This window comes from Sphingomonas sp. R647 (genome assembly GCF_020177055.1).
Lineage (GTDB): Bacteria > Pseudomonadota > Alphaproteobacteria > Sphingomonadales > Sphingomonadaceae > Sphingomonas.
Genome location: NZ_JAIQXT010000001.1, coordinates 311125 through 333848, shown reverse-complemented (window position 1 = coordinate 333848; position 22724 = coordinate 311125). Strand labels below are relative to the sequence as shown.

General features: G+C 65.7%; 24 protein-coding genes. 13 read left to right on the top strand and 11 right to left on the bottom strand.

The window, feature by feature from the left end; translation table 11 throughout:
- The first annotated feature begins 2 nt into the window (after window positions 1–2).
- The gene (locus K9B35_RS01465) at window positions 3–1577 is read left to right on the top strand and encodes an ATP-binding cassette domain-containing protein (protein WP_224920031.1); all 1575 of its coding nucleotides are present in this window, start codon (window positions 3–5) and stop codon (window positions 1575–1577) included.
- On the opposite strand, the gene K9B35_RS01460 is transcribed toward K9B35_RS01465, so the two are convergent.
- From K9B35_RS01460 to K9B35_RS01450, 3 genes are all read right to left on the bottom strand, one after another.
- Window positions 1561–2925, bottom strand: a complete 1365-nt coding sequence (locus tag K9B35_RS01460; RefSeq protein WP_224920030.1) for a DNA recombination protein RmuC — start codon at window positions 2923–2925, stop codon at window positions 1561–1563. The two genes, K9B35_RS01465 and K9B35_RS01460, sit on opposite strands and share 17 nt — an antisense overlap.
- Window positions 2926–3005: 80 nt before the next feature.
- Entirely contained in the window at window positions 3006–3470 is a 465-nt protein-coding gene (locus K9B35_RS01455; protein WP_224920029.1) for a DUF1465 family protein, read from the bottom strand.
- Window positions 3471–3548: 78 nt separating this feature from the next.
- Window positions 3549–3746, bottom strand: coding sequence for a YdcH family protein (locus tag K9B35_RS01450; protein WP_224920028.1), 198 nt, complete (start codon window positions 3744–3746; stop codon window positions 3549–3551).
- 135 nt (window positions 3747–3881) lie between these two features.
- Here K9B35_RS01450 and K9B35_RS01445 point away from each other — a divergent pair, with 135 nt between their 5' ends.
- Window positions 3882–4037 (top strand): YdcH family protein, encoded by a 156-nt coding sequence (locus K9B35_RS01445; RefSeq protein ID WP_224920027.1) that lies wholly within the window; start codon window positions 3882–3884, stop codon window positions 4035–4037.
- A 115-nt stretch (window positions 4038–4152) separates the two neighbouring features.
- Here the strand turns inward: K9B35_RS01445 and K9B35_RS01440 are convergent, their stop codons facing one another.
- The 4 genes from K9B35_RS01440 to K9B35_RS01425 all read right to left on the bottom strand — a co-directional run bounded on the left by K9B35_RS01440 (window position 4153) and on the right by K9B35_RS01425 (window position 7128).
- Window positions 4153–4524, bottom strand: a complete 372-nt coding sequence (locus tag K9B35_RS01440) for a PilZ domain-containing protein (RefSeq protein ID WP_224920026.1) — start codon at window positions 4522–4524, stop codon at window positions 4153–4155.
- An 85-nt stretch (window positions 4525–4609) separates the two neighbouring features.
- Window positions 4610–5071: an RNA polymerase-binding protein DksA gene (gene dksA / locus K9B35_RS01435; protein ID WP_224920025.1), complete on the bottom strand. Its 462-nt coding sequence runs from the start codon at window positions 5069–5071 to the stop codon at window positions 4610–4612.
- Window positions 5072–5754: 683 nt separating this feature from the next.
- Complete coding sequence (locus tag K9B35_RS01430) at window positions 5755–6615, bottom strand: hypothetical protein (RefSeq protein ID WP_224920024.1); 861 nt, start codon at window positions 6613–6615, stop codon at window positions 5755–5757.
- 69 nt (window positions 6616–6684) lie between these two features.
- The gene (locus tag K9B35_RS01425; protein ID WP_224920023.1) at window positions 6685–7128 is read right to left on the bottom strand and encodes a host attachment family protein; all 444 of its coding nucleotides are present in this window, start codon (window positions 7126–7128) and stop codon (window positions 6685–6687) included.
- A 91-nt stretch (window positions 7129–7219) separates the two neighbouring features.
- Here K9B35_RS01425 and serS point away from each other — a divergent pair, with 91 nt between their 5' ends.
- Genes serS through K9B35_RS01405 form a run of 4 tightly spaced genes read left to right on the top strand, consistent with a single transcriptional unit; the run spans window position 7220 to window position 11369 of the window.
- Window positions 7220–8497 (top strand): serine--tRNA ligase, encoded by a 1278-nt coding sequence (gene serS / locus K9B35_RS01420; protein WP_224920022.1) that lies wholly within the window; start codon window positions 7220–7222, stop codon window positions 8495–8497.
- Window positions 8494–9258, top strand: a complete 765-nt coding sequence (surE, locus tag K9B35_RS01415) for a 5'/3'-nucleotidase SurE (RefSeq protein WP_224920021.1) — start codon at window positions 8494–8496, stop codon at window positions 9256–9258. Before serS ends, surE begins: the two co-directional genes overlap by 4 nt.
- A gap of 12 nt (window positions 9259–9270) precedes the next feature.
- A complete protein-coding gene (locus tag K9B35_RS01410) occupies window positions 9271–10338 on the top strand; it encodes a M23 family metallopeptidase (RefSeq protein ID WP_224920020.1) in 1068 nt (355 codons plus the stop codon).
- Complete coding sequence (locus K9B35_RS01405) at window positions 10335–11369, top strand: potassium channel family protein (protein ID WP_224920019.1); 1035 nt, start codon at window positions 10335–10337, stop codon at window positions 11367–11369. Before K9B35_RS01410 ends, K9B35_RS01405 begins: the two co-directional genes overlap by 4 nt.
- 8 nt (window positions 11370–11377) lie before the next feature.
- Here K9B35_RS01405 and K9B35_RS01400 read toward each other — a convergent pair whose 3' ends face one another.
- On the bottom strand, window positions 11378–13060 hold the full coding sequence (locus K9B35_RS01400) for an ATP-binding protein (protein WP_224920018.1): 1683 nt from the start codon (window positions 13058–13060) through the stop codon (window positions 11378–11380).
- Between the two features lie 260 nt (window positions 13061–13320).
- Here K9B35_RS01400 and rimO point away from each other — a divergent pair, with 260 nt between their 5' ends.
- The 4 genes from rimO to K9B35_RS01380 are packed head-to-tail and all read left to right on the top strand — an operon-like array spanning window position 13321 to window position 18688.
- On the top strand, window positions 13321–14649 hold the full coding sequence (rimO, locus tag K9B35_RS01395) for a 30S ribosomal protein S12 methylthiotransferase RimO (RefSeq protein WP_224920017.1): 1329 nt from the start codon (window positions 13321–13323) through the stop codon (window positions 14647–14649).
- Window positions 14650–15564 (top strand): hypothetical protein, encoded by a 915-nt coding sequence (locus K9B35_RS01390; RefSeq protein WP_224920016.1) that lies wholly within the window; start codon window positions 14650–14652, stop codon window positions 15562–15564.
- A gap of 36 nt (window positions 15565–15600) precedes the next feature.
- Window positions 15601–16995 carry a leucyl aminopeptidase family protein gene (locus K9B35_RS01385; protein ID WP_224920015.1) on the top strand — a complete coding sequence of 465 codons (1395 nt, stop codon included), beginning with the start codon at window positions 15601–15603 and terminating at the stop codon, window positions 16993–16995.
- Between the two features lie 40 nt (window positions 16996–17035).
- Window positions 17036–18688: a thiamine pyrophosphate-binding protein gene (locus K9B35_RS01380; protein ID WP_224920014.1), complete on the top strand. Its 1653-nt coding sequence runs from the start codon at window positions 17036–17038 to the stop codon at window positions 18686–18688.
- Window positions 18689–18691: 3 nt separating this feature from the next.
- Here K9B35_RS01380 and K9B35_RS01375 read toward each other — a convergent pair whose 3' ends face one another.
- Window positions 18692–18940: a helix-turn-helix domain-containing protein gene (locus tag K9B35_RS01375; RefSeq protein ID WP_224920013.1), complete on the bottom strand. Its 249-nt coding sequence runs from the start codon at window positions 18938–18940 to the stop codon at window positions 18692–18694.
- 234 nt (window positions 18941–19174) lie between these two features.
- Window positions 19175–19345: a CsbD family protein gene (locus tag K9B35_RS01370; RefSeq protein WP_224920012.1), complete on the bottom strand. Its 171-nt coding sequence runs from the start codon at window positions 19343–19345 to the stop codon at window positions 19175–19177.
- Window positions 19346–19440: 95 nt separating this feature from the next.
- Between K9B35_RS01370 and K9B35_RS01365 the strand changes: the two genes are divergently transcribed.
- Window positions 19441–20037: a class I SAM-dependent DNA methyltransferase gene (locus K9B35_RS01365; protein ID WP_224920011.1), complete on the top strand. Its 597-nt coding sequence runs from the start codon at window positions 19441–19443 to the stop codon at window positions 20035–20037.
- A gap of 604 nt (window positions 20038–20641) precedes the next feature.
- Here K9B35_RS01365 and thiS read toward each other — a convergent pair.
- Window positions 20642–21634 carry a sulfur carrier protein ThiS gene (gene thiS / locus K9B35_RS01360; RefSeq protein WP_263622228.1) on the bottom strand — a complete coding sequence of 331 codons (993 nt, stop codon included), beginning with the start codon at window positions 21632–21634 and terminating at the stop codon, window positions 20642–20644.
- Window positions 21635–21714: 80 nt separating this feature from the next.
- Here thiS and aroQ point away from each other — a divergent pair, with 80 nt between their 5' ends.
- Together aroQ and accB are read left to right on the top strand one after the other, a co-directional pair.
- Window positions 21715–22149, top strand: coding sequence for a type II 3-dehydroquinate dehydratase (gene aroQ / locus K9B35_RS01350; RefSeq protein ID WP_224920010.1), 435 nt, complete (start codon window positions 21715–21717; stop codon window positions 22147–22149).
- A gap of 96 nt (window positions 22150–22245) precedes the next feature.
- Window positions 22246–22722: an acetyl-CoA carboxylase biotin carboxyl carrier protein gene (gene accB / locus K9B35_RS01345; protein ID WP_224920009.1), complete on the top strand. Its 477-nt coding sequence runs from the start codon at window positions 22246–22248 to the stop codon at window positions 22720–22722.
- Window positions 22723–22724 lie beyond the last annotated feature (2 nt).

Below are 22724 nucleotides of genomic sequence, written 5' to 3'. Positions count from 1 at the left end.
CTATGGACCGCATCGCTGCAAAATTGGGCATTGGCCGTCGCGTCGGCCTTGGCTGGCCGTTGCTGTTGTCGGGGATCGCGGCGGCGGCGTCGGTTGCTTTGCTTGGCATTTCGGGCTGGTTCCTGACCGGTTCGGCAATCGCCGGAGCGGGCGGATTGGCGGCGGTGACCGCGTTCAACTATCTGCTGCCCAGTGCCGCGATCCGCGCGCTGGCTATTGCGCGCACCGCTGCCCGTTATGGCGAGCGGCTGACCAGCCATAGCGCCGCGCTGACCGCGATGGCGGGGCTGCGCACCCGGCTGTTCGGCACGCTCGCCGCCGCTGACCCACGGAGTGCGCCGGATCTTGCCAGCGGTGAGGCCAGCACGCGCCTGATCGACGATATCGAGGCGATCGAGGATCTGGTGGTGCGCCGCTCGGCGCTGCCCGGTGCGCTGGTTGGCGGGGTAGTCGCCACTGGGTGTATCGCGCTGTCGGGGTGGCGCGCGGCGGCTGCGTTTGTGGTGCTCGCGGGGATCGGCTTGGTTGTCGGCGCGGCGCTGGCGCGGCGAGTGAGCGCCGGCGCCGCCCGTGCCGCGGCGCAAGCGCGCGGTCGGGTGCGCGACCGCTATGTCGAACTGGCCGCGGCTCGGCCCGAGATCATCGCTTATGGGCTGGCCGACCGCGTGGAGGCCGCGCTGGCCGAGGATCTCGCAGCGCTCGACGCGGCGCGGCGGTCGCTCGCTAGGGGAGAGGCGGCGCTGAACGGACTGGTGGCGCTATGGAGCGCGCTGCTGGCGGTCGTGATCTTGCTGGTCGCTGAGAATGGTCCCGCGCTGGCCGCGCTGGCTGCGCTCGCTGCCTTTGCGGGGAGCGAGGCGCTCGCGATCCGGGTGCGCAGTGCGTTGCGGGAGGCGGTCGTGGGTGAAGGGCTCGCGCGTGTGGGGGCGCTCGCGGCAATTGCGCCGCAGCCCGCGCCGGAGCCGGGCGCAGCCGCCCTCCAGCTGCGGATCGGGGACATGGAACTCGAGCCGGGAGCGCGGATCGTCATCACTGGCGACTCTGGCAGCGGCAAGACCACCTTGGTCGAGACGCTCGCCGGGCTGCGTTCCGCGCCGCTGCCGCTCAGCGTGGGCGCGACGCCGGTGGCACAGGCCGAAGCATCAACGCTTGCGGCGCAATTCGCCCTCGCGCCGCAATCCGCCCAGCTGATTGCTGGGACGATCGGCGACAATCTTCGCCTCGCCCGGCCGGGAGTCGATGCGGGCGCGATGTGGGCGGCGCTGGACGTCGTTCGCCTCGCCGACAGGGTGCGCACTATGCCCGGCGGTCTGGACTGCCCGATCAGGGAAGGCGGCGGAACGCTGTCAGGCGGCGAGCAGAAGCGGCTGTCGCTCGCCCGCGCTTTGCTGGCGAACCGACCCTGGCTAGTGGCAGACGAGCCCAGCGAAGGACTCGACCCGGCGACCGAAGCCGAACTGGTCGCGCGGCTCGATGTGTGGCTGACGCAGACCGGCACCGGCCTGATCCTGGTATCGCACCGCCCTGCCCCACGCGCGCTGTGCCCGCAGTCGCTAGCGCTTACTCCGCAGCCTTGAGCGTCTTCTCGGCGTCCGGCTCGGCTGCAGTGGAATGGCTGGCGAGCAGTTCGACCGGCGGCACGCTCTCGATCTCGCGCGCGCCGGTCTCGATATTATAGTCTCTGAGCTTGCGCGCCGATACGAGTGCGCGGCTTTCGAGCGAGCTGGCGAAAGCGTTGAAATTCTTGACCGCGGTGTTGAGTCCGCTGCCGACGGTACGCAGGTCGCCCAGCGCCTTGGCCAGCCGGTCGTAGAGTTCCTTGCCCAGCGCACCGATCTCGCGCGCATCCTTGGCCAGCATCTCCTGCCGCCAAACCGCCGCCACCGTCCGCGCAATCGCGATCAAATTGGTCGGCGTCGCCAGCAGAACGCGTTTCTCGAACGCGAAATCCCACAGCGCCGAGTCATGTTCCAGCGCAGCGGAGAGGAAATGCTCGCCGGGGACGAACATGATCACATAATCCGGCGCATCGTCGAACTGGTTCCAATAGGCCTTGTTACCGAGCGCGTTGATGTGGGTCTTCATCGATGCGGCGTGCGCGGCGAGGCCGATATTGCGCTCGCTCTCATCGACCGCCCCGAACGCGTCCTGATAGGCGTTGAGTGATACCTTGGCATCGATCACCAGCGACTTGCCCCCGGGCACCCGCACGATCGCATCAGGACGCAACCGCCCGCCATCCTCTCCCGCTACGTTCACCTCCAGATTGAAATCGGTATGTTCGGCGAGGCCACAGGTCTCCAGCACATTCTTCAACTGCTGCTCGCCCCAGCGCCCGCGCGACTTGGGGGCGTTGCGCAGCGAGTTGACCAACTTCGCCGCCTCGCTGCTCACCCGCTCCTGCCCGATCCGCATCTGTTCGATCTGGCCCTTGAGCTCGCCGAACGCGTCGCGGCGCTCCGCCTCGACCTTGGCGACGCCTTCTTCATAGCGCTGCAGCCGCTCGGTCACCGGCTGGAGCAGCGCCTTGAGGTTTTGGCCCGCAACGCCCTCCGATTCCTTGAAGCGATCTTCCGCGCGCTTGAGGAAGGCGGCCTGGGTTTCGGCGAGCATCGTCCCGGCCACCTCGCGGAACTGGCCGGTCAGCCGTTCCTCAAGCCCCTCTGCCTTGACCCGCAATTCGGCCAGTTCGATACGCGCGGCGTCGCGCTGGTCGCGGATCGCGTCGAGCTGGTCGCGCAGTTCCGGGATCTCTTTCGCGCGCTCCTCGGCCGCGGCGAGATCGGCGATGGCTGCCTTGAAGTCCCCCTCGCGCCGGTCGCGTTCGGCGCGCAGCGTGGCCGCCCCGCGGCTCCCCGCAAACCAGCCGAGCAACGCCCCGACCACCAGCGTCACCAGCAACGCCACCACGACTTCGATCGACACGCATCTTCCCTTCGGTTCCGTACGCGACGGAACATAGCCCGAACGCGCGCCGGGTTACAGGGCTAATCGAACTGCGGGATTTAGAAGGCGTGGGCGAGTCGGTCGAGCATTGTTCGTGCGGGGCTGATCGGAATCCCGACAACCTCGTCCTGCGCGGCGTCGAGCCGCGCGATGCGGCGGTGCAGGTCGATGCTGGCGGCGATCAGATGCTGGGCGCCGACCGGCATGGCCTCGAGTGCGGCGGCGTCGGTCACCGGCGCCTCGCCAAGCCGGCGTGACGGATCACGCGCTTCGCCCACACCAATCTCCCCCGCCGCGACCGCGCGCTGGGTCAGCAGCCACGCAATGCTGTGCATCAGCCGCGTCGTGACCTTGAGCGACTCGCATGAGAAGACGACGCGGTCCATTGCGCCCAGCATGTCGCGCTGTTCGCGCCCCACCACGTCGAAATAGGCGCGCGCCTCGTCGGCGAGCAGCATCGACTCGGTATAGAGCGAGTCGATCAGCGCGCGCTGAACGCGCATGGTTTCCACTTCCCCGGTCATGGACATGAACGCTGACAGAAAGAGTTCATTAACGAAATAGGGATTTGCACGACCCTGATGTCCCAAAGCGACGCGGGATCAGGCGATGATGTCCGGGATCAGCTGATCCTCAAGCATCGCGATCTCGTCCCGCAGCAGCAATTTGCGTTTCTTGAGTCGTGCGATCTGGAGCTGGTCGGGCATCGTCGTGGTGATGAGGGCGTCAATCGCCACGTCGAGATCGCGATGGTCGACGCGAAGCAGCTCAAGCCGCCGTAAAATCTCGCTTTCGTCCATCACTCGACCATCCCCGGACTCAACCCGTCGCACGTCGCCGTTGCCCTGTCGATGGGTAGTTTTGCAAGGGGCGACAAGCCCTGCGAATCGTGATCTACTCGATATTCCCCCAACCAGAGCAGGAGGATTGCTTCCATGCAGAACGCGCATCTCTCGGCACTTGAGGCCAAGCATGCATCACTCGACCGGCGGATTGTCGCCGAGTCGCAGCGGCCGGCGCCCGATCAGATCGTCATCGCCGACCTGAAGCGTCGCAAGCTCAAACTGAAGGAAGAAATCGCGTTTAGCTGACGCGCTCACCGGGTTGCCCCGCTTGTGCGGGGCGGCCCACCGGCGCCGCTGTGTCGGCGCGATGTTTAGAAATGCCCGACCGTTGCCCGCGCTACTCTAAGCGCGAAGAGCCGGTTCAACCCCGAAAAATCTGCGGCTTTGCGTAGTGCGGCGTGCTCTGCCCGTGCCCGACAGGTTTGCGCGCCAAAAGCGGGTCGATCGGACGGTCGAACGCAATGCCGATCCGGCCCTCCGCGCTCCATGCGATATGGCCGCGGGTCCACCCGACGCCACGCACATTGATCTCGACCGGCGTGCCCGAATCGACGGGGTCGCTATACTCGGCCATCAGCCCGCCCGCCGAGAGATTGCGCACGCGAACCGGAACCTCGACCTTTTCGATGCGCAGCGTTGCAGCGAGAAACAGGCTGTCGCGCACCGCATTGCGCTGGCTTGCCGGATCGTCGCTGAAGCGTCCGCTGAATGGGTCGGAAGAGAACTGGTCCATCTGCCGCTCGTGTCACGTGTTACGCGCGTAGTTTAGAGCAGCAATGACTATCGAAACCGTTAACCCGCGGACGAAAACGCCAACGTCACTCCTCGCGCGACACCTTTTCGTTCCGCTCGTGGCGCTCCTGCGCCTCGACGGTCATCGTCGCGATCGGGCGGGCTTCGAGCCGCGCGAGGCTGATCGGCTCGCCGCTCACCTCGCAATAGCCATATTCGCCCTCTTCGATCCGGCGCAGCGCGGCGTCGATCTTTGAGATCAGCTTGCGCTGGCGGTCGCGGGTGCGCAACTCGATCGACCAGTCGGTCTCGCTCGACGCGCGATCGGTCAGGTCCGCTTCGCGAAGCGAGTCGACCTGAAGCTGGTTGAGCGTCCCCGCCGCCTCACGATGAATCGCGTCCTTCCAGGCGAGCAGTTTCTCACGAAAATATTGCTGCTGGCGCGCGTTCATGAACGGTTCGTCTGCAGTCGGACGATAGCCATCAGGCAAATCGTTCGCAGCGACAGGCTTTTCAGGATCGTCGCGGTGATCGAAAACGGTCGCCATCCCACACTCCACAACGGGATCGGATGGCTGGGCCGATCGCAATCCCCTTATCCCCGCGCGCCCTATATCGGGGCAAATTGGGTACCACAAGCTACCGAATCCACAGATTCGTGCGCCAAGCCGTTCTTGGCACGCGGGAAATTACACCGCGCTGAACCAACGTGCAGTTTTATCTCAACAAAGTCCGGACGCTGGTTAAGCATTAAATAACCAACCGCATCCATTCCGTCCCTTTAAGGCACATTAACCATAGATCATCCGAGCGCCCTGCAAATAATGGCGTGGATAGCATCGAAACCATGGTTAACGACATTGCACTTAATACTTTCTTCTGCACTTTTAGGGCAATGACCCGCCAAACGGGTGCAGTGCGCACCCCTCGGCGGCCGGGGACAAGAGAGAAGCACAATGTCGGTTCGGATGGCTTTGGCAAAACTGTGCGCCTGCGCATGCGGCGGAGCCGTAGTCGGCGGCGGCGCAGTTCATGTCGCCGAAACCCGCGCCGAGCGCGGCTATCAGCAACAGCGCCAGTCGGTGAAGCAGGGTGTTGTCCAGCGCCGCGTCGTCAAGCGTCCGCTGCGCAAGCGCGTGGTCCGTCGCACGGTCACGACGACCGCACAGTGCCAGCCTCAGGTCCTGACCGTCACGACGCAGGGAACCGCGATCCCCTTGCCCCCGCCCACCTATGGATCGAGCGGCGAAATGCCGGTCGTCGGCGGTGGTGGCGGCGGCGGTGGCGCAGCGGCGGCCGTGACGGGTGGTGGCAGCGGCGGCTTTGTCGGCGGCTTCTTCGCGGGCGGCTTCTTCGGCGGATCGAGCGGCGGCAGCGGAGCGTCGGGCAGCGGCGGCATCGTTATCTCTTCGACCAGCAGCACCAGCGGCGGTTCGACTTCAACTTCGGGCGGGTCGACTTCGACTTCGGCCGGCGGGTCTTCGGGTGATGTGTCGTCGTCCAGCGGCAGCGTCAGCTCGACGTCCTCGACCGGCGGATCGTCCACGTCGACCGGCGGCCTGTCGAGCACCAGCACGTCATCGACCGGCGGTTCCTCGACCAGCTCGGCATCGGGCGGCTCTTCGGGCAATGTGTCGTCGGCCTCGGGTGGTTCTTCGGGCGACGTTTCGTCTTCGTCGGCCTCAGGCGGCTCGTCCGGCAACGTGTCCTCGTCGTCCAGCGGCGATGTCTCGTCGGCTTCGGGTGGCTCGTCGGGCAACGTCTCGTCAGCGTCGAGCGGTGACGTATCCTCGTCCGCCTCGTCGTCGGGTGATGTTTCGTCGTCGACCTCCGCATCGTCATCGGGCGACGTCTCGACCTCTTCGTCCAACTCCTCCGCTTCTTCGACGTCGGCCTCATCTTCGGGCGATGTGTCGTCATCGACCTCCAGCGGCTGGAGTACGTCGAGCGGCTGGAGCACCTCGACCTCGAGCAGCACGTCTTCGGGCACCTCGAGCGGCACCAGCAGCTCGTCGGGCGGACCCGATCCGGTTCCCGCGCCGCCGATGGTGCTGCTGTTCGGCGCAGCCGCAGCGGCGCTGGTGGTGCGCAAGCGGTTCCAGAACCGCAAGGCAAAGGACGCCGCGGCGGCTGAATAAGCGCCGCGGCGACCAGCGCCGGGTTACTCCGCGTTCATCAGGGCCTGTTCGATATCCGGGATCGGATGACCGGTCAGCGTCTTGTCGATCTCACCGGTCAGCCGCTCGCTCACTTCCTTGTGATAATGTTTGCGCAGCTCGCCCAGCGTGCGCGGCGGCGCGATGATGATCAGCGATTCGAAATCGTTGTTCAGCGCACGCTTCTTGAGCAATTCCGCCGTCTCCGCCGCGAACCGGTCTTCTTCCAACTGGTGGAAGTCGGTTTCCTCATAGGCGCTGCGGCCCGGCCCGACGCTTGAGAAGCTGCGGCCCGGCGCGTCGGTGCGCTGGTCGATATTGTCGGGATTATCCTGCACCCGCTTGCGCTCGACCTGCAGATTGAGATGCACCGCATCACCCTCGTTCCTCAGGAACAGCATCTTGCGGCCATCGGCGACGACGACCATTGCGTTATGGGGAACCTGCATCGGTGTTTCTCCTGGTTATGTTGTGCAGCATGAACGCACGCCGCGCGCACCGGGTTGCCTAGCCCCGCGCGGCTCGCCATAGCCTGCGCCCATGCACGACATCCGCGCCATCCGAGAGAACCCCGAGGCGTTCGACGCCGCCCTTGCCCGCCGTGGCGCCGAACCGCAGGCCGAGATGCTGGTCGCGCTGGACGAAGCCCGCCGCGCGCTGACCACGCAGCAGCAGGAGGCGCAGACGCGCCGCAACGACCTGTCGAAGCAGGTCGGTCAGGCCAAGGCGGCAAAGGACGAGGAGCGCGCGCAGGCGTTGATGGCGGAAGTCGCGGGGCTCAAGCAGACGCTGGAGGACCTTAATCTCGCCCAGAGCGCGGCGGACGAAGCGCTGCGGACCGCCCTCGCCGCGATCCCCAATTTGCCCGCCGCCGATGTTCCGGAAGGCGCGAACGAGGACGACAACCAACTCGTCCACACGATCGGTACGCAGCCGGCCTTTGCCTTCACGCCAGGGGAGCATCACGAATTCGGCCCTGCGCTCGGCCTCGATTTCGACACGGGCGCGATGCTCGGCGGATCGCGCTTCACCCTGCTGCGCGGCCCGGCGGCGAAGCTGCACCGCGCGCTTGGCCAGTTCATGCTCGACACGCTGACCGGCGATCATGGCTATGACGAGTGCGTGCCGCCGGTGCTGGTGCGCGACGAGATCATGTTCGGGACCGGCCAGTTGCCGAAGTTCGCCGAGGATTCGTTCCGCACCACCGATGGCCGCTGGCTGATCCCGACATCGGAAGTCAGCCTGACCAACAGCGTGCGTGAGCAGATCCTGAGCGGCGAGGAACTCCCGCTGCGGCTCACCGCGCTGACCCCCTGTTTCCGCTCCGAAGCGGGCGCAGCGGGGCGCGACACGCGCGGCTTCATCCGCCAGCACCAGTTCGAAAAGGTCGAAATGGTGTCGATCACGACGCCCGAGCAGTCCGAGGCGGAGCATGAGCGGATGACCGCGTGCGCCGAGGATATTCTGACGCGGCTCGGTCTGTCCTTCCGTCGCATGCTGTTGTGCGCGGGTGACATGGGGTTCAGCGCGACGCGGACCTATGACCTTGAGGTGTGGCTTCCCGGACAGGCGCGCTATCGCGAGATTTCGTCCTGTTCGACCTGTGGCGACTTCCAGGCGCGCCGGATGAACGCGCGCTACCGCAATGCTGAGGGCAAGCCGGCGTTCGTGCATACGCTCAACGGATCCGGCCTCGCGGTCGGCCGCACGTTGGTGGCGGTGCTGGAGAATTACCAGCAGCAGGACGGCGCGGTGGCAGTGCCTGAGGTGCTCCAGCCCTATCTGCGCGGCGTGAACCGGCTTGAGCCGCGCGGGTGAGGATCCTCCTCACCAACGATGATGGCGTCCATGCCCATGGCCTCGAGGTCCTCGAGCGGCTCGCCCGCACCCTATCCGACGACGTCACCATCGTCGCGCCGCTGGAGGAGCAATCAGGCAAAGGCCGTTCGCTCAGCCTGACCGATCCCGTGCGTCTGCGCCGCTTCGGCGAGCGGCGCTTTGCCGTTACCGGGACGCCAACCGATGCGGTGATGATGGCGCTGGCGGAGATCATGAAGGACGGGCCGCCCGACCTGATCCTCTCCGGCGTCAATCGCGGCGCGAATCTGGGCGAGGATGTCAGCTATTCCGGCACGGTCTCGGCGGCGATGGAGGGCGCGCTCGCCGGCATCCGCTCGATCGCATTGAGCCAGCGCTACGTCGCGCTCGCGCCCGGAGAGCGGGTGAGTTTCGAGGCGGCGGAGCAATGGGGCGAGCGCGTGCTGCGTCCGTTGATCGCAGCCGACTGGGCACCGCGCACGCTGATGAACGTCAACTTCCCGCCGATCCCGGCCAGCGATGTGGCTGGAATCAAGCCGGTAGGACAGGGTCTGCGCGATTATGGACGGCTCCGACTCGACAAGCGGACCGACCCGCGCGGGTTCGACTATTACTGGTTTGGCCTTGGCCGCGTCCCGCACTCGCCGGTCGCCGATACCGACCTTGAGGCGATCGAACAGGGATGGATTACCGTTACGCCCCTGCATCTGGACCTGACGCATCGTGAATCGCTTGTTATGCTCAACCGGACATTTGGCTAAGCCGGGCGGGATATGCGGGGGAACAGCAACAGGGCGGGATTGATTGCGGCGCTGGTGCTGGCGCCGCTGACCGGCGGTTGCATCCCGCCGGGAGCAGCTCCCGCTGCGCGTCCCGCTCCGGAACCCCGGCAGGTCGATCCCACCAGCGCGCCGCGCCGTGAGGCCGATGTCTCGGCACTGCCCGCACCGGTTTCGGCATGGGAAGCCCGCCGTGTCACCGCCGATGCCCGCGCGATCGCGGCGTCGGAATATGTCGTGGTTCCCGGCGATACGCTGCGCCGAATCGCCGACCGGACCGGCGCAGGGTCGGAGGCGATCGCGCGCGCCAACAACCTGCCCCCGCCCTACACGATCCGCGTCGGCCAGCGGCTGTCGATCCCCGGCGGGCGGTATCACCTTGTTCGTTCGGGTGAGACCGGCATCGCCATCGCCCGCGCCTATGGCGTCGATTGGGGCCGCATTGTCACCGAGAACGACCTGGCCGAACCGTTCATCCTGCGCACCGGAATGCGGCTGCTGATCCCCGGCGATCCGCGGACGATGACGCTGGAAGAGCGCGCTGCGGCGTTCCGACTCGACATCGACGACATTGTCACCGGCGGCCAGCCCGCGATTGCCGAGACCGCCCGCCCGACCCGGCCGACTGCCTCTTCTGCACGCATCCTGCCCCCTGACGCAGCGGTTGCGGCGCCGGCGACGCTACGCGGTGGCTTTGCCTGGCCCGCACGGGGTACGATCATCCGGCGCTTCGGCCCGATCGCGAGCGGCGAGCGCAGCGACGGGATCAAGATCGCGGTGCCGCTCGACACCCCGATCCTCGCCGCCGCCGACGGCACCGTCGCCTATGTCGGTAGCGAAATTCCGTCGCTCGGTGGCCTCGTGATCCTTCAGCATGGCAGCGGCTGGACCAGCGTCTATGGCCATGCCGGCCAGTTGCTCGTCCAGCGCGGCCAGTCGGTCAAGCGCGGTCAGATGATCGCCCTGTCCGGCGACAGCGGAACAACGCGCCCGCAATTGCATTTCGAACTGCGTGAGGGCCGCACCCCGGTCGATCCGCTACCGAGACTGCCCAGTCGTTGAGCCGCAAAAGCACCCCGACCCATGCGGCGCTCCGGCGCAAGTCGAGTTTATCGCCCTGGGTGTCGATCGCCTGGCGGGTTGGGGCGGTACTGGGCCTCTATGCCTTTGCGGTGGCTTTCCACTGGTTCGACCGCGAAGGGCTGCGCGACAATTTCGATCAGCATATCAGCTTTCTCGACATCATCTATTTCACGATGATCTCGATCACCACGACCGGCTATGGCGACATCGTGCCGATCTCGACCGGCGCGCGCATGTTCGACGCGCTGGTAGTGACGCCGATCCGCATCTTCGTGATCCTGATCTTTATCGGCACGACCTACCAATTCATCCTCAAACGCACATGGGACAGGTGGCGCATGGCCCAGATCCAGAAAATGCTCACCAATCACATCGTCGTCGCGGGGTACGGGAAAACCGGGTCCGACGCAGTCAACGAACTGGTCGCGCGTGGCATCGACCCCGCCTGTATTGTCGTCATTGACGGCAGCGAGCACGCGCTGTCCCGTGCCGAAGAGGCGGGCTGCAATGTGCTGGTCGGCGACGCGACCCGCGACCAGACGCTGCAGGACGTGCGCATTGGTGAGGCAAAGACGCTGATCGTCGCCACCGGGCGCGACGACACGTCGATCCTCGTTACCCTGACCGCCCGCCACCTCGCGCCCAAGGTGCCGATCTCGATCATCATCAAGGCGGACGACAACGAATTTCCGGCGCGCGCAGCCGGAGCGAATACCGTCATCAACCCGGTCAGCTTCGCCGGACTACTCCTCGCTGGGTCGGTCGAGGGGATGCATGTCGCGGACTATATGCTCGACCTCGCTTCGGTCGACGGGCGGGTGCATCTGTCGGAGCGCTGCGTGGCTGCCCACGAGATCGGCAAGCCGCTGTCGGCAATCGCCACGGGCCTTGGCGTGCGCATCTATCGCGATGGCGTGCCGCACGGATTCTTCGAGCCGGAAGCGCACGCGCTGCGCGAAAACGATGTAATCGTCGAGATTATCCCGACGGGCGCCGTCGCTTCCAGCTAGCAGGTTCGTCAATCCAGCTTTGGCAGCGCGCTTTCACGTTTCACGGTGATGCTGATCGTCGCGCCCTGCCCGCGGTTCCAGGCTTTCAGCTCACCGCCATGCACCTCGATGATCCGGCGGCAGATCGACAGTCCGATGCCCAGGCCATGCTCGGCTTTGGTCGAGATGAAGGGCAGGTTGAACTGCTCGAGCACACTGTCGGGAAAGCCCGGGCCATCATCTTCCACGCGGATTTGAAGCATATCATTGGGCAGAACGTCGCTCGCTATCCGGATCTCACGCCGCTCCGGTGGGAGCGGCGCGAGCGCCTCTTCGGCATTGCGGATCAGATTGACGAGAACCTGCTGGATCTGGATCCGGTCGATCAGCACGCGGGTCTGTCCATACCCGCCATTATACAGAATGCGCGCGCGCGGAGCGCTATTGCCGCCACGCGCCAGTTCGATCGCGTCGTAGATGACGGGGTCCAGCAGTTCGACGCGCAGTTCCGCGCTTCCCTTCGACAGATAATCGCGAATGCGGCGGATGATGTCGCCCGCGCGGGCAATCTGGCCGCGCACCTGGTGAAGCTGCGATGCCACGGCCTCTCGCGTGCCTTCACCCCGTAGCATCAGTTCACCCACCGCAAGGTAGTTCGACGCCGCGGTCAGTGGCTGGTTGAGCTCATGCGCCAGCCCCGCCGCCATCTCGCTCAGCGACGAAACGCGCGCCGAATGTGCGAATTCATTGCGCATCATATCGATCCGGCGCTGCGCCTGTTCCTGATTGCTGATGTGCCGGAAGTAGAGCACGAGCAGCGCACCGACCACCAATGTCAACGCGGTCGCAAAGCTCAGGAACCACCCCGCCCGGCGGGCAGCCGGGGCCAGCACATCAGCCTCACCGACCCCAGAGGTGACAAAAATGGGATAGTTGGGAAGCCGCTGGTGGCTGAACAGCCTACGCTGACCGTCGAGCACGCTCGGCCCCCAATAGTCTCCCATCGGATTGGCCAGCTGGCGCTGCATGACCAGCGTAAACTGCACGTTCTGTCCCCAGGTCACCCTGCTGCCTTCGCGTCGCGCGAGCGTCATGCCGCGCAATGAGATGAGGGAGATGAGGTCTGCCGCGCGATAGTTGAGCCCGACGTTGAAATCGACGAAGCGCTGCGCCGGAATCTCCACCGCCGCTATGCCCTGGAACCTGCCCCCTTCATCGCGGAGCGACCGGGCGATCAGCAGCACGGTCTCGCCGGTTTCGCGTCGCAGGATGGGATCGGAGATGGCGCGCATGCGATCGGGCGTGGCCCTCAGCTCGCGAAAAACACGTAGCCCGCTCAGATTTTTCTGCTCGCCGTCCCCGGCGCTGAAGCGAACATTGCCATCCGCGTCGGCAATTTGCGCACCGACGATCGCCGGATCAAAATACCGCGGCAGGACGATCTGGCGCGGGGCGCTAGCTTCCTCGGCGCGCGCCTGTTCGCCATAGCGTTGCTCAAGATAGACCGTGGCAAGCTCAGCCGCCTCCAGCGTCTTGCGCACATATTGGCCGAACGCGACCACCCGACCCCGATTTTCGCGTATCGCCGCCTCAGCCGCAGCGGCCCGGTCTTCCGTGATCTGCCAGATCACCGTGACCCAGGCGACGATGATGAACAGCGTGCCCGTGATCGTCACGATACGCGCGGCTGGCTGACGAAGGATCGTCAGCATGATGTTCGGTGCCTGCACCCGCCCCACCAGCCTCATTCAAATGAGGACCTTTCATTCACCACGTTAGGACGGTGATTCGGCAAAGACCAGAGACGTCATCGCCGCTGCGCGCCGGGGTGAAAAGACACGCACTTGCACCGTCGTGAAAGTCTGGCGGCACGCGGCACGGTCGACAACTGACAAGTTCCGGCACAACAAAGCTGGAGGATTGCCCGCGCCCCTATCTTTTTTCGCCAAATCGCCTATGTCGCCGACCGATCATGGCAACGCGACTCCCCGAAGCCCCGAAGGTGGGCATGGTGTCGCTCGGCTGTCCCAAGAATCTGGTCGACTCCGAGCGTATCCTGACCAAGCTCCGTTCCGATGGCTATGCCATGTCCGCCGACTATGCCGGCGCCGATGTGGTGCTGGTCAACACCTGCGGCTTCCTCGACAGCGCCAAGGAAGAATCGCTCGAAGCGATCGGCGAGGCGATTGCCGAGAATGGTCGCGTCATCGTCACCGGGTGCATGGGCAAGCAAGCCGAGGTCATCCGCGCCCGCTTTCCCAATGTGTTGGCGGTGACAGGTGCGCATCAGTATGAGGAAGTGGTCGGTGCCGTCCACGACGCCGCGCCAATGCCGCCCAACGCGTTTCTCAACCTCGTCCCCGAAGGCGGGCTCAAGCTCACGCCGCGCCACTACAGCTATCTGAAGATCAGCGAGGGCTGTAACCACCGCTGCTCCTTCTGCATCATCCCGGCGCTGCGCGGCGATCTGGTTAGCCGCCGTCCCGACGCGATCCTGCGCGAGGCGGAGAAGCTGGTCGAGGCGGGGACCAAGGAACTGCTGGTCATCAGCCAGGATACCTCGGCCTATGGCGTCGACATCCGCAAGGAACCGCGGATGTGGAAGGGTGCGGAGGTCGTTCCCCACATGACCGATCTCGCCCGCGAGCTGGGGAAGATCGCGCCATGGGTGCGGCTGCACTATGTCTATCCCTACCCGCATGTCGATCAGGTCATCCCGCTGATGGCCGAGGGGCTGATCCTCCCCTATCTAGACATCCCGTTCCAGCATGCCGCGCCCAGCGTGTTGCGCACCATGCGCCGCCCGGCGAACGAGGCGAAGGTGCTCGAGCGCATTCACAAATGGCGCGAAATCGCCCCGGACATCACGATCCGCTCGACCTTCGTCGTGGGCTTCCCCGGTGAAACCGAGGCGGATTTCCAGTATCTGCTCGACTGGCTCGACGAGGCACAGCTCGACCGCGTCGGCGCGTTTCGCTTCGAACCGGTCGAGGGCGCTGCCGCCAACGACCTGCCCGGCGCGGTGCCGGAAGAAGTCAAGGAAGAGCGCTACGCCCGGATCATGGCCAAGACCGCCGCGATCAGTGCGGCCAAGCTGCAGGCAAAGGTCGGCCGCACGCTTGAGGTGATCATCGACGAGGTCGATGGTGACGGCGCCAATGCCCGGTCACAGGCCGACGCGCCCGAGATCGACGGCACCGTCTTCCTGCGTGATGCCGGGCATCTGAAACAGGGCGATATCGTCAAGGTCGAGATCGAAGACGCCGACGAGCACGACCTCTACGGCGCGCCGCTGGCCTGAATGAAGCGCCGGCTCCTCGCCCTTCCGGTCTGGCTTGCCCTCACCGGGATCGCGCCGGAGCCGGGTGTTCGCGGCGAGGCGGTCGATCCGCTGACGCTGACCGACGACGATTTCGCCCGTCATCGCGATCCCGCGACGTGGCGCGGGCTATCGGTCACGAAGATCGAATTTCGTGAAGAACGAGGGGCTTGGCGGCTGTTCCGCATCGCCAATGTCAACAAGCCACGCGGGCCGCTGTGGTTCGTGCCGCATGACAACGAGAATGCCGGCTTCGAAGCAGGTCTGGCCGGCGTGCGCGCCTATGGCGGGGTGATGATCGTCGTAGACTCAGGAATCGCCGAGGACGGCCGCCGCCGGAACGCGGCGGTCGATCGTGGCGGGCCGATCGACCCCAATCGCAACTTCCGTGACGGCACACCGCTCTACGCCAACACCATCCTCGCCGATGTGCGCCGCGGGGCGCTGCCGATCATCGCGCTGCACACCAACTCGCCCGGCTTCGACACGCGCAACTCACGCTGCAACCAGTCCGACCCGCCGGGGCGCGGCGAGGTGTCGATCCGCTTCTGCGACGACGTCATGCAGCCGCACGCGTCGCAGGGCCGGGCATGGCCGTTCGATGATGACGACAGCCTGGCCTATGTCGCCTACCGCTCCGGCCGCTCGCCCTATTCGGCCTGGTGCGGCAAGGCGCTGGCGCTGGCCGATTTCAACGTCGTGTTTGAGCGGGTGAGCGTCAGCGACGGGTCGCTGTCCAACTACGCGCTGCTGCGCGGCCTGCCCTATGTGAATTTCGAGACGCAGGAGCGCGGGCTGGACCCTGCCCGCCTCGCGGAAAGCCGCAACCGGCTGGTCGCGATGATCGATCGCGCAATGGAGCGCTGTACCGCGCCGACCACGCGGCTCGCCCGCTAGTTGCCGTCGCCGGGTCACCGTCCTAGATCAGCGGCGATGACCGATCTCTCCATGCAGCTTCAGCCCGATCGCGGCCAGTCCGCCCGCACCATCCATGTTGTCCACCCCGACCAGTGGCAGGACTGGCTCAAGGCACAGCCACCGCGCATCCGCACCGCGATCGCCGCGCACAAGCTGACGGGCAAGGCGGGCAACCGCGCCGTGCTGCCCGGCGAGGGGCCGGAGGATTGGGCGATGCTGCTGGTTTGCGACGAGGCTGAGACCTCGCCCTTCCGCATCGCCTCGCTCGGGGAGCAGCTGCCCGAAGGCACCTATCGCCTTGCGAACGGAGAACCCGGCGCAGCGATGCTCGGCTGGGTGCTCGCGCAATATCGCTTCGATCGTTACCGCAAGGACGAGGCAGCGCAGGGCCCGCGCGTCCTGCTCACCGGTGAGCCGGGACGGATCGAGGAGACGCTGCGCCTCGCTGCAGCGACCTTCAAGGTTCGCGATCTGGTCAACACTCCTGCGTCCGACATGGGACCGGCGGAGTTGGAGGCCGAGGTCGAGGCGCTGGCCAAGACCAACGGTGCGACGCTGACCGTCACGCGCGGCGATGCATTGGAGCAGGGCTACCCGATGATCCACACGGTCGGCATGGCGGCGGCGCGCGGGCGGGAACCACGGCTGATCGAGCTGGAGTGGGGCAATCCCGAGCATCCCCGGCTGGCCCTGGTCGGCAAGGGCGTGTGCTTCGACACCGGCGGGCTCGACATCAAGCCGAGTGCGGGCATGCGGCTGATGAAAAAGGACATGGGCGGCGCGGCGCATGCGATTGCGCTGGCCGGACTGGTGATGGCGCAGCGGTTGCCGGTGCGGCTGCATTTGCTGGTCGCGGCGGTCGAAAATTCGGTGGCCGGCAATGCCTTTCGCCCCGGCGATGTCTTGAACACCCGCAAGGGCCTGACGGTGGAGAACACCAATACCGATGCCGAGGGGCGCCTGATCCTCGGCGACACGCTGACCAAGGCGGTCGAGGGCAAGCCCGGCCTGATCCTCGATTTCGCTACGTTGACCGGCGCCGCGCGGGTAGCACTTGGTCCCGATCTCCCTGCCCTGTTCGCCAATGACGATGCGCTGGCGGGCGCAATGCTCGATGCGGGCGATGGAGTGAAGGACCCGTTGTGGCGGCTACCGCTATGGGACGGCTATGACGAGATGTTGAAGTCGGACATCGCCGACATGGTCAACGCCCCCGATGGACCGTTCGCCGGGCCGATCACCGCCGCGCTGTTCCTGCGCCGCTTCGTGCCGAAGGACATCGCCTGGGCGCATCTCGACCTGTTCGCCTGGCGACCCGCTGCCAAGCCGGGTCGACCCAAAGGCGGCGATGCGATGGGGCTGCGTGCAACCTGGGCGATGTTGAAGTCGCGCTACGCCGACAAGCCGTAAGCGGCTCGACTTCGCGGTATCGCGGCGGCAAGGTGCGGCGATGACGAATACGCGCAACGGCGGCCGCATCCTGGTCGATAACCTCGTGGCCCAGGGCTGCGACCGCATCTTCCACGTACCGGGCGAGAGCTTTCTCGCGGTGCTCGACGCCCTGCACGACGTGCCCCAAGTCGATCTGGTCACATGTCGCCAAGAGGGCGGCGCGGCGTTCATGGCGTGCGCCGATGGGGCAATGACCGGCAAGCCCGGCATCTGCTTCGTCACGCGCGGCCCCGGCGCGACCAATGCCAGCATCGGCGTGCATGTCGCGATGCAGGATTCGATCCCGATGATCCTGTTCATCGGCGATGTCGACCGGTCGATGCGCGATCGCGAGGGGTTTCAGGAGGTCGATTTCCCGGCCTTCTTCGGTCCGCTCGCCAAATGGGCGACGCGGATCGAGGATGCAGCACGCATCCCCGAATATGTCGCCCGTGCGTGGAATGTGGCGATCAGCGGTCGTCCCGGCCCGGTCGTCGTCGCACTGCCCGAAGACATGCTGCTCGATGTCGTCGAGACGCTCGACCGCCCGCGCTTGACCCGGCACAGCGCCGGGCTGGACCCGGAAGACTTCACCGACGTCCTCGACCTGCTCCGCACCGCCGAGCGCCCGGTGGCGATCGTCGGCGGCGCGGGATGGGACATAGCCACCGGCGCGGCGTTCGACAGCTTCGCGCGCAGCTGGGGCATTCCCGTCGCGGGCGCATTCCGGCGGCAGGACGCGATTCCGAACAGCTCCCCGGCATGGGCCGGCAACCTCGGCTATGGTCCCAATCCCAAGCTCGTCGCGCGGATCAAAGCCGCCGACCTGCTACTGGTCGTCGGCGCGCGGCTGGGTGAGGCAACCACCGATGGCTATACGCTGGTGACGCCCGACCATCCCGGCCAGACGCTGATCCACGTTCACCCGGATGCAGGCGAGCTCAACCGCGTCTATCGCGCCGACCTCGGCATCGCCGCCCCGGTATTCGAGTTCGCCGCGATGCTGGCGGCCGCCGATGCTCCCGCAACGCCCCGCCCCGCCTGTGCCGAGGCACATGCGGAGTGGCAGGACTGGTCCACGCCAAAGCCGCGCGACGGCGTCGCGCTCGACCTCGGCCAGTGCGTCGCGGCGATGCGTGAGCGGATCGATGCCGACCATGCGATCGTCTGCAACGGCGCGGGCAATTTCTCGGGCTGGTGGCACCGCTACTGGCGCTATGGCGCGCAGCCGTCGCAGCTGGCCCCGACTGCTGGAGCGATGGGTTACGGCACCCCCGCCGCCGTCGCCGCAGCTTTGCGCCGCAAGGACAAGCTCGCGGTCGCGCTCGCGGGCGACGGCGATTTCCTGATGAATGGGCAGGAACTGGCGACCGCGGTCCAGCATGGCGCGGACATGCTGGTGCTGGTGATCGATAACGGCGCCTATGGCACGATCCGCATGCATCAGGAGCGTGAGTTCCCCGCGCGCCTGTCGGGCACCACGCTGCACAATCCCGATTTCGCGGCGCTCGCCCGTGCTTATGGTTGCTGGGCAGAGACGGTCGAGCGCACCGAGGATTTCGCCCCGGCGCTCGACCGTGCGCTGGCGGAGCGCGGGGTTCGCCTGCTGCATCTGAAGACCGATGTGGAGGTGATCAGCCCAGCGACCACGATAACGGCGATACGGGGATAGCGATCAGGCGCGAGCGGGCTTCAACCCATCCGCCAGCATGGCGCTAACCGCGTCGACCGCCCAGCGCTCGCATAGCCCCACCGCGCGGGCGAACGCTTTCACAAAGCCCTTGATGTAGATCACGCCGGGAATCTCGTCGAACCGCTCCGCCTCGATCGCGGCGAGATAACGGATCGGCACGCGCGTCTGCGCGGCGATATCTTCGATCGACAGGGCACAGCGGCGGCGCGCATCAGCCAGCGCGTTACCCACGCTGCCACGCGGTTCAATCCGCCAGTCCCCTCTGGCAAAGGGCAGAACAGGCTGCTGAGTAACGGCGTTCATCGGCGTCTAGCCCCCCGGCTGGCTGACAATGCCGAGGTAAGTCCCGGCCCGGACCGATGTGATGACTCGAATCGCCGCAGGAGTCGATTCGACTCGTCCACGAAAAAGGGCCGTTTCCCGAAGAAAACGGCCCCAGATCGGTTAAACGTTGGATTCGAACGATCAGATGTCGTCGCCCAGCGCGCCCTTGATCTTGCCGCCGAGCTGCTGGGCCTTGCCCTTGCCTTCCTGAGCGGCGCCCTCGGCGCGCGTCTCGGGGTCGTTGCTCTGCTGCTTGGCCTTGCCGATCGCTTCGTTGACGTTGCCTTTGATCTTGTCGACGAGTTCGCCCATGATGGTCTCCACTGGCTCGGGGTTGGGGTTTCCTGTTCAACCGCCGGACCGCGTTTGAGTTCCGAAATTCCGCCCCTATCCCGGAGGTTCGGACGATGCCACACCGGATTGTCGACCTTTACCAGCGCCATGCAGCAGCGTTCGACGCGGCACGGCGCGGCAGCTTCCCTGAGCGGACCTGGCTCGAACGATTCGACCGCATGCTCCCGCGCGAGGCAAATCTGCTCGACCTTGGCTGTGGCGGCGGCGAGCCGGTTGGACGCTTTCTGATTGATCAGGGGCATCACCTCACCGGGGTCGACACCTCGACCACGCTGATCAACCTCGCCCGCACGCGCTTTTCACGCCACACATGGATCGAGGCGGACATGATGCGCTTTGGCGGCGACAGCGCGGCCTATGACGGCATCGTCGCCTGGTGCAGCCTGTTCCACCTTGAGGTGGAGCGGCAGGAAAAGCTGATCCGCCGGATGAGCGTGTGGTTGCGCAAGGGTGGCGTCGCGCTGTTCAACACCGGCCCCGCAAACGGCGTCGCGATGGGCGAGTTCGAAGGCGAAGACCTCTATCACGCCAGCCTGTCCCCCGCCGAATATCGCGCGATCCTTGCCGAAAGTGGGCTGACTGTCGTCAATCACGTCAGCGAGGATGCGAGCTGCGGTGGGTTCACCGTGTGGCTGGTGGGGAAGATGTGATGCGGTTGAGCCGAAAGAGCCTCGCTACCGGACTTGCGCTTGTCACCGCTGGTTGGGTCGTTGGACCGCTTGTCACTGCTGCAGTTCAAGCAGCCAGTCCTTGGGCAGATAACGGACCGGCTCGGGCGATCGCGGCCTACACCTCGGAACCGGTGTACTATCTCCCACGGCGTGCAGAACATGCCCACTTTGTCGATCGAATTCCCGCAGAGGAGTGCGGATATGACAGATCACTGTTCCACAAATCCGAGCGCCTTTCACATAAACCCGATCAGACAAACTTGGGCTATAATCGTCTGATGGATGTAAGCCCGTGGGTAGACCGTCACAGCGCCCAGACCCTGCAGGCTTGGCAGCTTGAGGCGAGCGCTTCTGAACTCGAACTCAACTTCCTCGCTAATTGCATAACCTACACGGCATTCAGCGGGTTATGCCGACGAAGGGTCGCTCACTATCTCGGGGGAGACAGCGATCTGGATGCTACGGTCGCTAAGGTGGTCGCGCTGGGCCGCTCAAATGGCAGGTATGTCATGTGCCGCTATCTCGATGGAATCGCGTCCCGAAAGGGAGTGCCGATTCCGAGAGATCGTTTTGGCACGGCCCCCTAAATCAACCCCGCCAGCGGACTCGACGGATCGGCATAGCGCCGCTGCCCCATCCGCCCGCTGCGATAGGCCAGCCGCCCACTTTCGACCGCCAGCTTCATCGCGCGCGCCATCATGATCGGGTTTTTCGCCTCAGCGATCGCCGTGTTCATCAGCACGCCGTCGCAGCCCAGCTCCATCGCCACCGCCGCGTCGCTCGCCGTTCCGACGCCGGCATCCACCAGCACCGGCACCTTCGCGCCCTCGACGATCAGGCGGATCGTCACGCGGTTCTGGATGCCCAGCCCCGATCCGATCGGTGCGCCCAGCGGCATGATCGCGACCGCGCCGACATCCTCCAGCCGCTTCGCTGCGATCGGATCATCGACGCAATAGACCATCGGAAGGAAGCCTTCCTTGGCCAGCACCTCGGTCGCGCGCAGCGTTTCAACCATGTCAGGATACAGCGTCTTCGCCTCGCCCAGCACCTCCAGCTTGACCAGATCCCATCCACCCGCCTCACGCGCCAGGCGCAGCGTGCGGATCGCGCTCTCCGCGTCGAAACAACCCGCAGTGTTGGGGAGGTAGGTGATCTTCTTGGGATCGATAAAATCGGTCAGCATCGGCGCATTGCGGTCACTGACGTTGACGCGGCGCACCGCGACAGTGACGATTTCCGCGCCGCTCGCCTCGACCGCCGCCGCATTCTGCGCGAAATCCTTATACTTGCCGGTCCCGACGATCAGGCGCGAGTTGAACGTGCGCCCCGCGACCGTCCAGCTGTCGTCGTGATCGCCACCGCCGACGAAATGCACGATCTCGATCTCGTCGCCATCCTCGACCACGACCTGCGCCAGCGTCGAACGCGGCACGACTTCCAGATTGCGCTCCACCGCGACCTTCTCGGGCACCAGCCCCAGCTCGTTCGCCAGATCGGCAAGGCTGATCCCGCCTGCAACGCGGCGATGCTCGCCATTGACCGTGATCGTGATCGTCCCGTCGGTGTGAGTCATGCTGGTCCTTTCGCTGCGCCGCGATATAGGGAGTTAGGCGCAAGGCTCAAATGCGGGCCGCAAATTCTCGGGGAAGCGAATTGGCCGACACCATCTTTGTCCTCAACGGTCCGAACCTGAACCTGCTCGGCACGCGCGAGCCGGACATCTATGGCTCCGACACGCTCGACGACATTGCCGGGATGCTGGAGGATCGCGCCCGCGAGCTCGACCTGACCGTCGATCTGCGCCAGTCGAATCATGAGGGGCATCTGGTTGACTGGATGCACGAGGCGCAGGCGCGCGGGGCAAAGGCGGTGCTGCTCAACGCCGGCGCCTTTACCCACACCAGCATCGCGCTGTACGATTGCATCAAATCGATCCGCACCCCGGTGATCGAGGTGCATCTGTCCAACCCCCACGCGCGCGAGGAATTCCGGCATCTGAGCTATGTCGGACGCGCCGCGAAGGGCACGATCGCGGGCTTCGGTGCCGTTTCCTATCTGCTGGCGCTCGAGGCCGCTGCCCGCCTTTGACCGAGGACCGGTTTGCAAGCCGGTCCATCTTGACTATTAGCCGCGTTTTCCTGCGCGCCCTTGGGGAAGGGCGCGCGCCAAGATATTCGAGGTCGCATGAGCGAAGAACACAAAAAGGGGATGCACGTTGATATCGAGCTGGTGCGCCAGCTTGCTGCCGTGCTCGACGACACCAACCTGACCGAGATCGAAGTCGAGGACGGCGATCGCAAGGTCCGCGTCGCGCGCAAGGTCAGCGCCGCACCGGTCGCCTATGCGGCGCCCGCGCCGGTCGCAGCTCCGCTCGCAGCCGCGCCTGCGACGATGCCTTCGGACCCCGCGTCGATTACCCCGCCGCATGAGAATGCGGTCAAGTCGCCGATGGTCGGCACGGTGTACCTTTCGGCCGAGCCCGGCGCGAAGGCGTTCGTGTCGGTAGGACAGGCGGTCAAGGCTGGCGACACGCTGTTGATTGTCGAGGCGATGAAGGTGATGAACCCGATCGCTGCGCCGCACGGCGGTACCGTCAAGGCGATCCTGGTCGACAACGGCCAGCCGGTCGAATTCGACCAGCCGCTCGTCGTCGTCGAGTAACG

Bases quoted from the DNA above. Each gene is read 5' to 3' on its own strand.
- K9B35_RS01465 (WP_224920031.1), top strand. From the start codon at position 3: ATGGACCGCATCGCTGCAAAATTGGGCATTGGCCGTCGCGTCGGCCTT.
- K9B35_RS01455 (WP_224920029.1), bottom strand. From the start codon at position 3,470: ATGACCGGGGAAGTGGAAACCATGCGCGTTCAGCGCGCGCTGATCGAC.
- K9B35_RS01450 (WP_224920028.1), bottom strand. From the start codon at position 3,746: ATGGACGAAAGCGAGATTTTACGGCGGCTTGAGCTGCTTCGCGTCGAC.
- K9B35_RS01445 (WP_224920027.1), top strand. From the start codon at position 3,882: ATGCAGAACGCGCATCTCTCGGCACTTGAGGCCAAGCATGCATCACTC.
- K9B35_RS01440 (WP_224920026.1), bottom strand. From the start codon at position 4,524: ATGGACCAGTTCTCTTCCGACCCATTCAGCGGACGCTTCAGCGACGAT.
- dksA (WP_224920025.1), bottom strand. From the start codon at position 5,071: ATGGCGACCGTTTTCGATCACCGCGACGATCCTGAAAAGCCTGTCGCT.
- K9B35_RS01425 (WP_224920023.1), bottom strand. From the start codon at position 7,128: ATGCAGGTTCCCCATAACGCAATGGTCGTCGTCGCCGATGGCCGCAAG.
- serS (WP_224920022.1), top strand. From the start codon at position 7,220: ATGCACGACATCCGCGCCATCCGAGAGAACCCCGAGGCGTTCGACGCC.
- K9B35_RS01410 (WP_224920020.1), top strand. From the start codon at position 9,271: ATGCGGGGGAACAGCAACAGGGCGGGATTGATTGCGGCGCTGGTGCTG.
- K9B35_RS01400 (WP_224920018.1), bottom strand. From the start codon at position 13,060: ATGCTGACGATCCTTCGTCAGCCAGCCGCGCGTATCGTGACGATCACG.
- rimO (WP_224920017.1), top strand. From the start codon at position 13,321: ATGGCAACGCGACTCCCCGAAGCCCCGAAGGTGGGCATGGTGTCGCTC.
- K9B35_RS01390 (WP_224920016.1), top strand. From the start codon at position 14,650: ATGAAGCGCCGGCTCCTCGCCCTTCCGGTCTGGCTTGCCCTCACCGGG.
- K9B35_RS01385 (WP_224920015.1), top strand. From the start codon at position 15,601: ATGACCGATCTCTCCATGCAGCTTCAGCCCGATCGCGGCCAGTCCGCC.
- K9B35_RS01380 (WP_224920014.1), top strand. From the start codon at position 17,036: ATGACGAATACGCGCAACGGCGGCCGCATCCTGGTCGATAACCTCGTG.
- K9B35_RS01370 (WP_224920012.1), bottom strand. From the start codon at position 19,345: ATGGGCGAACTCGTCGACAAGATCAAAGGCAACGTCAACGAAGCGATC.
- K9B35_RS01365 (WP_224920011.1), top strand. From the start codon at position 19,441: ATGCCACACCGGATTGTCGACCTTTACCAGCGCCATGCAGCAGCGTTC.
- thiS (WP_263622228.1), bottom strand. From the start codon at position 21,634: ATGACTCACACCGACGGGACGATCACGATCACGGTCAATGGCGAGCAT.
- accB (WP_224920009.1), top strand. From the start codon at position 22,246: ATGAGCGAAGAACACAAAAAGGGGATGCACGTTGATATCGAGCTGGTG.